Origin of the sequence: Paenibacillus sp. FSL W8-0194, from assembly GCF_037969745.1 — a bacterium.
GTDB lineage: Bacteria > Bacillota > Bacilli > Paenibacillales > Paenibacillaceae > Paenibacillus_AQ > Paenibacillus_AQ cookii.
Map to the genome: position 1 here is coordinate 2,569,317 of NZ_CP150205.1, position 12,574 is coordinate 2,581,890.

Here is a 12,574-nt window from a genome sequence, read left to right on the forward strand (position 1 = left end):
CGATGGTTCGACCAGATGCTGATATAAAAATCCGGTTTCTAACATTTATCAGCCAAGTGATTAAATTCAATGATTGTATTGATGAACATTGTCCATTACAATAAGACAAACCAAACTACCATACTAGTTATACTAGTGTGCCTTTGATGGAGCATGCGCCATGGGGAGGGGAAACGTTTGAGCATCACCGTACAGAATGTGATCGACAAACTGCATCGTGCATTCGGACCATACGAAACCACGGTGGACGGCATCGTTGCGGGAAGCGGCCAAACGGCCGTCCGCGGCATCGCGGTATCGTTTGTCGCCTCTTACGAAGCGATCAAGGAAGCGGCGGCGCTTGGCGCCAATTTGCTGATTACCCATGAAGGGGCGTTTTACCGCCATCAGGAAGGCGGGACGGGGACGGCCGATCCCAATCGGGTTCGACTCATGAAGGAAAGTTTCATTGAATCGGCAGGAATGGCGATCTATCGGTATCATGACCATCCGCACCGGACAAATCCCGATTTGATCACCCGGGGACTGCTTCGCGCATTGGAGTGGGAACGGTATGAGCACAACTATTCAGATGCCGCGGTTGTGGTTACCCTGCCGGAAGCGCGCCGAGTTCGCGAGATCGCGTCCCATGTCAAAAGCAAACTTCATCTTCCCTACCTGCGCGCGGCAGGGAGCATGGAAACCGCCTGTCAAACCATCGGCATCGCCGTAGGATACCGGGGGGGCGGCGAGGTAGCCATTCCTTTGTACGAGAAGGCGGAAGTCGATCTCCTGCTCGCCGGGGAAGGTCCCGAATGGGAAACGCCGGAATACGTCCGGGATGCGGCCGCCCAAGGCATCGGCCGTTCGTTGTTCGTATTGGGTCATGCGGCCAGCGAAGAGCCGGGCATGGAACTGCTGGCGGAACTGATCGGGGATCTGGTCCCGGGCATGCCGGTTCATTTCGTCCGGACGCCGTCGCCGCTGCAAATCATATGAATGACTACCCTAGAAGCGAATGCAGAAAGAGGTTGCCGTATGTCAATGGAACAAAAGATCAAAGGATCAACCCGGGATTACTCCTATCAATTGTTGAGGAATAAAATCTTGCATCTGGAGCTTGAGCCGGGAACGAAAATTTCGGAAAAAGAGATCGCCAGCGAGCTGAACGTCAGCCGGACGCCCGTTCGGGAAGCCTTCATGAAACTGGCGGAGGAGGAGCTGCTCGACATCATCCCGCAGAGCGGCACCATCGTTTCCCGAATCAATCTGAGGCATGTCGAGGAAGGCCGTTTTATCCGGGAAAAAATCGAAAAAGAGATCGTGGCGCTGGCTTGCGGACAGCTCGGGGATGATTTTCGCTTTCGCATGGAAGCCAACATCGCGATGCAGGAGGTTTGCGCCTCCCAAAACAATGTTGGCAAGCTGTACGAATTGGATGAGGAATTCCATCAAATTTTGTTTGAAGCTTCGGGGAAGCAACGAACCTGGAAAATGCTGCAGCAGCTGAATATCCATTTCAACCGGCTCCGGCTGCTGCGTCTGTCGAAGGACTCCAATTGGGAGCATATCATCCAGCAGCATAAAGAAATGTACCAGCTCATTATACGGCAGGAGAAGGAGCAAGTCGTGCAAATCATGGAAAACCATCTGCGGCTCGTCGTAATCGAACAGGACATGTTGAAGGAAAAGTACCCGCACTACTTTATCTAAAGCAATGCATAGAGGAGAAACGAAAGGGGAAACGAAAATGACGCTTGATAAAATCGATAAGCTTCCTTATTCGGATGCCGATCCGTGCTGGTTGAGGTATACGAAAAATGAATCCCTTGAAGACATCCCGCGTTTGACCAAAATTACCGTCCATGGCTCGTCGGAACAAATCCATTCGGCACTGGCGGAGCTTGTTTACGGCATGACGGAGATGACCGGGACGGTGCCGGAAACGGGGGAAGATCCAAATGGCCTTGAAGCGAACGTCGTCCGGCTCGTCCAATTCGACGAGGCATTGCCGGAACGGTTACGGGAACTAGCGCCATTCCACGATTTGCACGAGGAAGGTTATGTCATCCGGTCCGTCCCGGAAAACGGGGGAGAGTCGATTCTCGTAGCGGGCAAATCCGGCAAAGGCGTACTGTACGGCACGTTTCATTTATTGAGGCTGATGCAAACCGGAGATTTGCCGAGCGGACTGCAAATTCTGGAAAATCCGCGGAACGGGCTCCGCATGATGAACCACTGGGACAACATGGACGGCTCGATCGAACGCGGATACGCCGGGCAATCGATCTTTTTCAAGGATAACGAGTTTGTTCGGGACCAGGCTCGGATCAAGGATTATGCGAGGCTGATGGCTTCCGTCGGCATTAACGGCGTGGCCATTAACAACGTGAATGTTCACAAGACCGAAACGCAGCTGATCACGTCCCGGTTTTTGCCGGACGTGGCGGAGGTGGCCGGGATTTTCCGCCGGTACGGAATCGCCTTGTTCCTCAGCGTCAATTATGCGAGCCCGATCGAGCTGGGAGGACTGGATACGGCCGATCCTCTCGACCCCCGCGTGCGGGCATGGTGGAAGGAAAAGGCCGCCGAAATTTACGGGTACATCCCCGATTTCGGAGGATTTGTGGTGAAAGCGGATTCGGAGCACCGGCCCGGCCCCTTTACTTACAACCGGACGCATGCGGACGGCTCGAACATGCTTGCGGAGGCGCTCGAACCGTACGGCGGCATCGTGGTCTGGAGATGTTTTGTCTATAACTGCCTGCAGGACTGGAGAGACCGCACGACCGACCGGGCCAGAGCCGCCTATGACCACTTCAAGCCGCTGGACGGCCAGTTCAAGCAAAACGTCGTTTTGCAAATCAAAAACGGGCCGATGGATTTTCAGGTCAGGGAGCCGGTTTCCCCGCTATTAGGCGCGATGCCGGAGACCAACCAAATGGCGGAGTTTCAAATCACGCAGGAATACACGGGCCAGCAAAAACATTTATGTTATCTCGTTCCGCAGTGGAAGGAGGTGCTTGACTTTGATACCTTTGCACGGGGCAAAGGTTCCGAAGTAAAAAAGATCGTCGCCGGAGAAACGTACCCTTATGCGCATTCCGGAATGGCGGCAGTCATCAACGTGGGAGACGATCCGAATTGGACCGGGCATACGTTAGCGCAGGCCAATCTTTACGGCTTCGGGCGGTTGGCGTGGAATCCGGACCTTTCGGAAGAGGCGATCACGGCGGAGTGGATCCGGCTCACTTTCGGCAAAGATGAGAAGGTTTATCAAGTCTTGCGTTCCATGCTTGCCGAATCCTGGCGGGTATACGAAAGTTATACGTCGCCGCTCGGGATCGGATGGATGGTGAATCCGGGGCATCATTACGGGCCGAACGTCGACGGTTACGAATATTCCGTGTGGGGGACGTATCATTATGCCGATTGCCGCGGCATGGGCGTGAATCGGACTGTGAAGGACGGAACGGGGTACACGGCGCAGTATTTTCCCGAAAATATGGAGCGTTACGAATCGCCGGAGACTTGTCCGGACGAGCTGCTGCTTTTTTTCCATCACGTGCCGTACACCCAGACGCTGCATTCAGGCAAAACGGTCATTCAACATATTTATGACAGCCACTTCGAAGGAGTGGAAGGCGTGGAGGCTTTCATCGAACGTTGGCAAGGACTCGAAGGGCGAATCGATGCGAAACGCCATGCACAGGTGATGGAACGGCTTCAGATTCAGCTCGCGCATGCGAGGGAGTGGAGAGATGTCGTCAACACGTACTTTTTCCGGAAGTCGGGAATCGAAGACCGTCACGGCCGCCCGATCTATTAAGCTTCGGACCGCAGGCCGCAGGACTAGACCGATCTGCAAAAGGTAAGGAACTTTCAGGATGCAGGATATTTGCGCTATGCCGCAAGTCTCCTGCATTTTTTATTGTTTTTCAGTGGAAAGTTGAACCATTTTTGCTAGTAATACGTACTAACTTATGAGATTCCTACTCCAAGGAGGTACGTTATATGAGGAAAAAGAAGTTCATCTGGCTGCTGGCCGCCGCTCTTGCGCTGACTCCGCTGGTGCCGACCGGGGCGCATGCATCCGAAAGCAAGGCTGTCGTTGCGGTTCAAGGGCTTGAGCAATTCGCTGCCGAAAAAGCCGCGCTGCTTACCGAAAAATACGGGACGACCAGCGTCCAATATGCGCTCATCGACGGCGGCACGATATTGGCTTCGGGGCAAACGGGCCTCAACGATCCGGCAGGGAAGATTCCGCTGACCAAGGATACGATGTACGGCATCGGTTCCACCAGCAAGATGTTTACGGCAGCGGCCGTTATGAAGCTGGTCGACGAGGGCAAAATCGATCTGGATACCCCGGTTGTGAAGTACATAACCGATTTTACAATGAAGGACGAGCGGTATAAGCAAATTACGCCGCGCATGCTGCTCAACCATTCTTCGGGCCTGCAGGGGTCCAGCCTGGGCAATGCTTTTCTGTTCAACGATCAAGACACGTATGCGCATGACACGCTGCTTAAACAGCTGGCATCGCAACGGCTCAAGGCCGATCCGGGCGCCTTTTCCGTATACTGCAACGACGGGTTCACACTGGCCGAAATTCTCGTCGAAAGAGTCAGCGGCATGAATTTTACCGCATTCATCCATCAGCATTTTACCGGCCCGCTGTCCATGGATCATACGAAAACTTCGCAGGATCCCCTGGGGCAAGGCAAGTTTGCCGGGCTTTATTACCCAGGATTTGACACGCAGCTTCCCAATGTAACGGTGAACGTGATCGGCACGGGCGGAATCTACTCGACGGCGGAGGATCTGGCGCGATTTTCGCAGCTGTTTACGGGACAACAACAAGGAATTTTATCTGAAAAGTCGATTCAATCCATGCAGCAGGAGGAATACAAAAAAGGACTGTGGCCTAAAGAAGCCGACAGTTCCGTCGGTTACGGGCTCGGCTGGGACAGCGTAAGGCTGTATCCGTTTAACGACTATGGCATCAAGGCTTTGGTCAAGGGCGGGGACATCATTTTGTACCATGCTTCGTTGGTCGTGCTTCCGGAGCAGAACATGGCAGCTGCCGTCTTGTCTTCCGGGGGGAGCAGTGCGACGAACCAGATGCTGGCCACCGAACTGCTGCTGCAAGCGTTGAAGGAAAAGGGAGCGATCCAAGCGATCAAGCCCGAGAAATCGTTCGGCAAGCCGGTAAAGGCCGACATGCCAAGCGAAGTGAAGAATTACGCAGGATATTATGGTGCTTTGGGCCAACAAATCCACGTCGCCATCCAAAACGGGGAGCTTACGCTGGCAATGCCAGGCGCGTTCGGGGTTCCGGAACAAAAATTCGTCTACACGGCGGACGGGACATTCGTGAACGCGGAAGGAACCGCGAAGCTTGCTTTCGTCAAGGAGAAAAACGGACGCACGTACCTGTGGGACCGGGAATACACCAGCATACCGGGTTTAGGGCAAATCGCCGTATCCCAGTACATGGCGGAAAAGCTTGAAAAGCACCCGATCTCCAAGGAAGCCGAAAAAGCGTGGTCGAAACGCGAAGGCCAAACGTACTATCCGATCAACGAGAAATTCGATTCGCTGATGTACATGATGAAGCCTTCGCTCGAAATCACCCGGACCGATGATTTGAAAGGATACTTCGGAGACAGGCAAATTACCGGCCCCGACACGGCGGCAAGCCAGCTGCAGATTCCAACCATGAGCGGCCGGGATCAGGCGGAATTCCATTTTTATAAGGAGAACGGCACGGAGTACCTGGAGGCAGCCGGGGGACTTTACGTCAGCGGGGAAAAGGTAAAAACGCTCTATAAAGGGAAACAGTCCACGGTGACGATCCAGCCTGACGGCTATGCCAAGTGGTTCACCATTCCGGAAGGGGCGGCCGGAAAACGAATGACGGTCAACATGCCGGCACGGGGTTCGTATGCGGTGTATGACGAAAAGGGAACCTGCGTGAACTTCACCGTCGCCAGCGGGAAAAACGACGTCGTTCTGCCGAAGAACGGAACCGTCGTTTTTGCCGGGGAAGCGGGTTCGACCTTCGGCATTACGTTAAAAAAGTAGTCCATCTTTAACTGGTTTATGCGCAAAAAGGCGGGACACCGGAATACATACCGGGATGTCCGCCTTTTTTTGGCTTCAAACGTCATTGCTTTAATGTTTGTTTTATGGGATAAAACGGGGGGAACGGTGCTAAACGCCCCGCTGCCGGAAAACAGCCCGAGCGAAAGGCAGAAACAGACGAAGGCTAACAGGCTGACCGACATAAATGCTCGCGTACGAAACCGGCTGCTGAAGAAAACGTATAAGATAACGACAAAAGTTTGCGGGCAGCAAATAGGGGAAGGAGCGGCATTTTTGGCACCAAAACATGTATACCAGTACAGCCATGCGCGCAAAAAGAAAGCATCCAAAAACAAAAACAAGCGCAAAACCCCCAAGGAAAGCTGGGGATCCAGGTTCTGGTTCGGATTTTTAAAAGCGCTTGGATTCGTGGTTTTATTGGGCATGATTCTGCTTTATGGGGATTCGGCCCGGCTGACGTCGATCATATTAAACGCGACACCGGTCGATCAACTGACCGACGAGACGACAGGCATGGTCAAGCTTGAAGGCCAGGCCGAGGGCACGGCCGCCTTCACGGACGAAGGCAAGCTTGGGGCTCACTTCGCGTTGATCCAAAAGGAAACGTTCTACTGGCAGTGCAGCAAAAGCGGATGCTCCTATAAGCGAAATGAAGACCGGAAGCCCGAGGTTTCGGGTTTGATAGGGGTAAACGGGGCCATCGTGGAATCGGATTGGTTCCGGTTTTACTCGGACTGGCTCCCCTTGAATGCTTCTACGGTTGATGCGGATGATATACCGAATATTTATGAAGGCGATTCTTCCCGTCCGCTTTTGGTCGAAAGCCCGAAAGAAAAGGCCTACGGCTATTATGCCGTTTCGCCGGGCGAACACGTGGCTGTCATCGGTTTGGCGCGCGATGGGCGGCTGGAGCCGTTTGCGTTGCCGGGGGAGGATGAGAAGCGCGTCATTTTGATCGGAACAAGCGTGGAACGCATGGTGTCGGAGGAACGGAAAAGCCAAATCGTGTATTTGATCATCGGGGTCGTCGTCGCTCTGATGCTGCTGCCAACGGTCATTCGATGGGTTCGGGGTTTGTACCGGAAGATCCTTGGCGTTTTCCATCGTTAATGCAGACGATCCGGATGGAGCATCATCCATTTGGCCATTAATGTCCATCATCGCCTGATGCACGAATAAGGACTTTCTCCCGCCGGAAGGAGCGGTAATCGCCGCAACGTTCCGATGGAGAGAAAGTCCCTATTGGTTTTCGGAGCAGAATTTCAAATTTAGGCACGGAGCATCTGCTTCTTATGTACCTTCCGTCAGCCGAAGGAGGTATAGACGCTCTGTTCTACGAGTTCCCTGATTTCGGCTTTATGCGCGGCATGCCGCTCTGGTGTTATGCTTCCGCTTCGGAGCCGGTCATCCAGCTGTTTCGAAAGCTGGGCAACCTGGAGCTCGATGACGTTTTCGATATCGCCGCCTTGTTCTGACGCAATGTCATGCAGGGATTTGCCTTCGTATAAAGATTGAACCAATTCCTCGTCGGACGTCTGGTTGAGTGCCTTCAAAAAATCGTCTTTTTCCGGAGCATCCGTGGAGGACCACTTCGGCGCCGGGCATGCGCTTGTGATGGAGCCGCTTAACGCGGTGTTTCCAAAGGACAATATGACTACCATCGTTCCGACAATCATCACTCGCTTTATGTTCATGGTGAAAATCCTCTTTTCTTGTTTTATCGTGCGTATGGTCTGCGTAAAGTTTCGGGAAGCGGGTTACCAGCCTAATGTCATTGTAAACGGCAAACCTGAGGGGAACCTTAATCGTTCTTTAAAAAATCCTAAAGTTTGGCTGGGACCCGGAGCTTCCGCGCTCGGAAGCCGGAGCGTTTGGCGTCCGGAGCGGATCTGACATGACATCGAGCATAACCTAAATAGTATGGTTATGTAAAAATTACCATTTTCACTATCTATAGGTACAAATCTTCCGGGTGACGGCGTAAAAAAGTATGATACAATGGGATTTATTGGAGCTAAACATTGGTCAATTCATATCATGGGAGAGGTGCTTAGCGTATGGCGAAAATTTTGACCCGGTCCGAAGTGGCCGTGGAATCCACATGGAATTTGGACGATATTTTTGCGACCCCGGAGGCATGGGAACAGGAACTGAAGGCGATTGAGCAGGATATTGCTTCCGTTACCCGGTTCGAAGGGAAACTCGGCGAGGGGGCGGATACGCTGCTGGCTTGTTTGGTTGCGCAGGAAGAACTCCTGAGCAGAACCAACCGCACCGCCGCTTATGCTCACCTGCTTCAGTCGGGGGACAGCATCAATCCGGACAATCAGATCAAAGCGGCCAAAGCCCGGGATGTATCTTCGTTGGTCAGCACCGCATTGTCTTTCATCAAATCGGAAATCATCGCGCTGCCTGACGGAACGATCGAGCAGTACATAAAAGAACAACCTGCCCTTGAGGATTTCAAGCGCAGCCTGCAGCTGCTTTTGCAAACCAAGCCGCATCGATTGACGGCAGAAACCGAAAAGGTACTGGCTTCGTTCGGCGAAATTTTGGGAGCGCCTTATCGCATCTATGAACGCAGCAAGCTGGCAGACATGACGTTCCCGTCCGCCCTAAACGGCGAAGGGGAGGAGGTACCGGTGTCGTTTGCGCTTTATGAAAACAAATACGTCGAATCATCGGATACCGCTTTGCGCCGCAATTCATTCAAAGTTTTCAGCGAAACGCTGCACAAATACCGCAATACGTTTGCCGAAACGTACGGCACCGAAGTGAAACGGCAAATGATCGAATCGCGCCTGCGCGGATACGACTCCGTCACGGACATGCTGCTCACGCCTCAGCAGGTCACGAAAGAAATGTATAACAATATTTTGGATATTTTGCAGGAAGAACTTGCGCCGCATATGCGAAAGTACGCCGCCCTTAAGAAACGGGTGCTGGGTTTGGACGAAATGACGTTTGCGGATTTGAAGGCTCCCCTTGATCCCGAGTTCAATCCAAGCATTTCTTTTCAGGAGGCAGGCGAGCTGATCAAGGAAGCTTTATCGATTCTGGGTCCGGAATACGGGGATATCGTGTCGGCCGCTTTCCGCGACCGTTGGGTGGACTATGCGGATAATGCCGGAAAGAGAACAGGAGCTTTTTGCAGCTCCATTCCGGGAGTGCATTCCTATATTTTGATCAGCTGGGCGGACAGCATGAGAGGCGCCTTTACGCTCGCGCATGAAGTCGGTCATGCAGGCCACCTCATGCTCGCAAGCAAATACCAGCGTTTGACGAATTACAGACCGTCCTTGTATTTCATCGAAGCGCCGTCGACGATGAACGAACTTCTGCTTGCGGATCATTTGCTGTCCCGTTCCGATGATCCTAGGATGCGCCGCTGGGTCATTTCCCAGCTGCTCGGCACCTACTACCACAATTTCGTCACCCATTTGCTTGAAGGAGAGCTTCAGCGCCGGGTGTACGATCTGGCTATGGCCAACGTTCCGATCACGGCCGTGAAGCTGTGCGACCTGAAAGGGGATATCCTGTCCTCGTTCTGGGGAGAGGATGTGGTCATCGATGATCATGCCAAGTTGACCTGGATGCGCCAGCCGCATTACTATATGAGCTTGTACCCGTATACTTACGCTGCCGGGCTTACCGCATCCACGGCGGTAGCCAAACTCATCCGGGAGGAAGGGCAGCCAGCCGTGAACCGCTGGCTCGACGTCCTTAAAGCCGGGGGCTCCATGAGCCCGCTGGACTTGATGAAGCTGGCCGGCGTGGACATGTCCCAGCCCGATCCGATCCGCAGCGCGGCTGCTTATGTCGGATCGCTTATCGATGAGCTGGAAAGCTTGTATTAAGCCGTTTGCGGCAAACGTTCAAAGAAGCCGAATCCAACAACGGCAGTCTCCGATGCACACCATCGGAGACTGCCGTTTTTCGTTCATGTCGTCCGGAACGTGAAAGGGTTCCAAGCTTTTCATTCATCATTGGGATTTTTCGAATGGGCCCAAGTTTTTTTGTGAGGCCTCGTTAACCAACTGCGCATTTGACCGATGCCATATCGCCAGCACGACCAAAACGATGGCGCTTCCCATATAGGTGTACATGATACCGTGAGGCAGGTTGAGGATCAAATACGTCAGCATCGGGCCCATAGCCGATCCCAAATCCGCAGCAACCGAAAAAGCGGTCATGACGGCGATGACGGAAGAAAGACGGGCGACATCCGAAGCCAAAGCATCCAGTAACGTGGTGATGGCCGTACTGGCTGCCATGACGAACAAGATGGCCGCGCACCAAACGTAGACGGGAAGCTGCCACGGAATCAGGGCATATCCCGCCGCCGAAACGATCAATGCCATACGGAAAAGAGGCAGTCTCCCCTTGACTCCGTCCGACCATCGGCCGAACAAAGAAGCGAGAAACGGCTCCCAGGCCCAGCGAACCGCTTGCAGCACGCCCGACAGCATCGTGCTTGTCACGATCATGCCGATGAGCATCATCGGTTGCGCATAGTGGGTTTCGATCAGAAGACTTAACGTAGAAGTTAATACCGTTTGGATGAGAAATAAGAGCAAGCCGGTAGCGATGATTTTCATTACGGGTTTCGTCCAGACGGTCTCGCGCAGGTTGCCGCGACCCTTTTGCCGGTATGAATTGTCGCCGCCATTTGCCGTTCGATCGGTGGTGCCGGTGATATGTAACGCAACATAAGGAAGTCCCGCCAGCATAAACAACCCGAATGCGACGGAGACGGCATCCATGCCGGTAAACGGAACCAAAATGCCTCCGGCCAACATGCCGACCAGGCTTCCGAGGCGTGAAATTCCGTTAAACCGCCCCATGAGATGGCCCCGGTTCGAATCGTCGGAATAGCGGATGACCGTTAAATAACTGCCCATGCGGAGAAAGGACCACGCAATCCCCCATAAGCACCGGAGCACGAGCCACGCGGCGAACCCGTTCAACACGCCGTAACCGACCGTTGTCATGGATGCCAGCAGGACGGCAAAAGCAAGGCCGGCCCGGAGCGGCAGTTTTCGATAGAGCAGTCCGATCAGCGGCGTGATGGGCAAGCGGACAAACCGGTTGAACGAAAGGAGGAGGCCGACCTCCCAAAGGGCCGTGAGACCGGCCTCCTTCCAGTAAATCGGCAAAACGATGTAGAGCATCGAATCCCCGAGCAGACAGAGCGCCGTAACGATGGCAATGACGGTGACCGGCTGCTGGCGATTACCTTGATAACCTTTTCGCAGAGTAAAGTTCATGGTTTCTCCTGAAAGTCAGACATGGAGGATCAGGCCGTCGTATGCCACTCCGATGCCGTGAGGCTCGAATATTCGGACCCAGTCCTCGTGAAGCAGGCCGGCGTTGTGCGTGAAGTGGGTAACGTAGATCAGATCGTTTTCGGTCAGGATCTTTTCCTGCAGAAATTTGCTTTGAACATCGAGGATGGTATCTGCGCTCATATGTCCGGATTGGCGGTTGTTTCCCGTCAAGCCATGGGTGCAGTCCAGGATCGCGATATCGGCTTTTTTTCCCTGCAGCCATTCCCAGGTCGCATCCGGAAACCATCCGGTATCATTGCCGTAGAGCAGCGTTTTGCCGTCTTTCTCCACGAAATAAAGCAAGCAGGTTTCCATGGGGTCGTGGTCCGCAAGGAGCGGCGTCACGGTTGCGGAGCCGATCGGCACCGGTTGAAACGGTTTCATGCGATGGAAAGCAAAACGGTTTTTGAAGTGTCCGAGGGCTTGGCGGGAATGAAACATGACAAGATCGTTGCCGTAAATCCGTAGCGGGTGCTCGATGCCGTGCGCGAAACCTTCGATCCGGCTGATGAGATCCTGCGGCTGAAAATGATCATAATGCGTGTGGGTGACAAGCAGATGCTCAATTTGGCCCAGATCGATATCGTCACGCAGAGCCTGCATTTGCGAATCGGCCGAATAATCGAATTTCCAAGTGTCGTCGAGGATGACGGAAGCACGCGTGCGGACGTTTTTCCCGCCGAGCTTCCTCGACTGCAAGCATGTATCGCAGCGGCAAAACACGTTTGGCACGCCTTCGGCGGCCGCCGTTCCCAAAAAGTGAATTTTCATCGTTTACAGATCACGCTCCTATGGATGGATTAACCATTTCTCCCCGCTCTTTTCATATACCGGAACGGATCCGATTTGTAAATGGATAATTGTTAGATCCATGTCGGACATAGACCATGCCGGTGAAAGAGAGGCGTTGACATCCATGGCATTTTTTGATTAAATGGAAAAAATTGAATATCAGGAAAGCGATGATGGATAGGGTGTACACCTTCAGTAAGGAGCTTGAATGGACGTCTGCAGAGAGCCGGTGGCTGGTGTGAACCGGTGCGATCATGTTCCCGAATTACGATCCGGAGCTGGAAAAGCGAAATGCGCGCACAGTAGCTTTTACCCGGCATGTCCAGATGCCGTTATGACAAATAAGCGAAAGAGGTTATTCCAAACTT

The 12,574-nt window shown here is 53.3% G+C and carries 9 protein-coding genes and 1 other annotated feature (1 of these 10 running past the window's edge); of the genes, 6 read left to right on the forward strand and 3 right to left on the reverse strand.

The genetic code is table 11. The features are described 5' to 3' along the window. The first annotated feature begins 177 nt into the window (after positions 1-177). From MKY58_RS11470 to MKY58_RS11490, 5 genes are all read left to right on the forward strand, one after another. Complete coding sequence (locus tag MKY58_RS11470; RefSeq protein WP_339324627.1) at positions 178-978, forward strand: Nif3-like dinuclear metal center hexameric protein; 801 nt, start codon at positions 178-180, stop codon at positions 976-978. Between the two features lie 39 nt (positions 979-1,017). Beyond that, positions 1,018-1,692: a GntR family transcriptional regulator gene (locus MKY58_RS11475; RefSeq protein ID WP_339324628.1), complete on the forward strand. Its 675-nt coding sequence runs from the start codon at positions 1,018-1,020 to the stop codon at positions 1,690-1,692. Positions 1,693-1,729: 37 nt separating this feature from the next. Next, positions 1,730-3,808 (forward strand): alpha-glucuronidase family glycosyl hydrolase, encoded by a 2,079-nt coding sequence (locus MKY58_RS11480; protein ID WP_339324629.1) that lies wholly within the window; start codon positions 1,730-1,732, stop codon positions 3,806-3,808. Positions 3,809-3,993: 185 nt separating this feature from the next. Continuing rightward, positions 3,994-6,066 (forward strand): serine hydrolase domain-containing protein, encoded by a 2,073-nt coding sequence (locus MKY58_RS11485; RefSeq protein WP_339324630.1) that lies wholly within the window; start codon positions 3,994-3,996, stop codon positions 6,064-6,066. 294 nt (positions 6,067-6,360) lie between these two features. Then, a complete protein-coding gene (locus tag MKY58_RS11490; RefSeq protein WP_339324631.1) occupies positions 6,361-7,197 on the forward strand; it encodes a hypothetical protein in 837 nt (278 codons plus the stop codon). 194 nt (positions 7,198-7,391) lie between these two features. Here the strand turns inward: MKY58_RS11490 and MKY58_RS11495 are convergent, their stop codons facing one another. Further along, positions 7,392-7,781 carry a hypothetical protein gene (locus tag MKY58_RS11495; protein ID WP_339324632.1) on the reverse strand — a complete coding sequence of 130 codons (390 nt, stop codon included), beginning with the start codon at positions 7,779-7,781 and terminating at the stop codon, positions 7,392-7,394. A gap of 363 nt (positions 7,782-8,144) precedes the next feature. On the opposite strand from MKY58_RS11495, the gene pepF reads away from it, so the two are divergent. Beyond that, positions 8,145-9,944, forward strand: coding sequence for an oligoendopeptidase F (gene pepF / locus MKY58_RS11500; RefSeq protein ID WP_339324633.1), 1,800 nt, complete (start codon positions 8,145-8,147; stop codon positions 9,942-9,944). A gap of 126 nt (positions 9,945-10,070) precedes the next feature. Here the strand turns inward: pepF and MKY58_RS11505 are convergent, their stop codons facing one another. Next, positions 10,071-11,354 carry an MFS transporter gene (locus MKY58_RS11505; protein WP_339324634.1) on the reverse strand — a complete coding sequence of 428 codons (1,284 nt, stop codon included), beginning with the start codon at positions 11,352-11,354 and terminating at the stop codon, positions 10,071-10,073. Between the two features lie 15 nt (positions 11,355-11,369). Continuing rightward, a complete protein-coding gene (locus tag MKY58_RS11510; RefSeq protein WP_339324635.1) occupies positions 11,370-12,185 on the reverse strand; it encodes an MBL fold metallo-hydrolase in 816 nt (271 codons plus the stop codon). A gap of 182 nt (positions 12,186-12,367) precedes the next feature. Then, positions 12,368-12,574 (forward strand) — a binding site (T-box leader); it runs 44 nt beyond the window's last position.

Excerpts from the sequence above, each read along its gene's own strand:
- MKY58_RS11475 (WP_339324628.1), top strand. The coding sequence starts at position 1,018 with ATGTCAATGGAACAAAAGATCAAAGGATCAACCCGGGATTACTCCTAT.
- MKY58_RS11485 (WP_339324630.1), top strand. The coding sequence starts at position 3,994 with ATGAGGAAAAAGAAGTTCATCTGGCTGCTGGCCGCCGCTCTTGCGCTG.
- MKY58_RS11505 (WP_339324634.1), bottom strand. The coding sequence starts at position 11,354 with ATGAACTTTACTCTGCGAAAAGGTTATCAAGGTAATCGCCAGCAGCCG.
- MKY58_RS11480 (WP_339324629.1), top strand. The coding sequence starts at position 1,730 with ATGACGCTTGATAAAATCGATAAGCTTCCTTATTCGGATGCCGATCCG.
- pepF (WP_339324633.1), top strand. The coding sequence starts at position 8,145 with ATGGCGAAAATTTTGACCCGGTCCGAAGTGGCCGTGGAATCCACATGG.
- MKY58_RS11495 (WP_339324632.1), bottom strand. The coding sequence starts at position 7,781 with ATGAACATAAAGCGAGTGATGATTGTCGGAACGATGGTAGTCATATTG.
- MKY58_RS11510 (WP_339324635.1), bottom strand. The coding sequence starts at position 12,185 with ATGAAAATTCACTTTTTGGGAACGGCGGCCGCCGAAGGCGTGCCAAAC.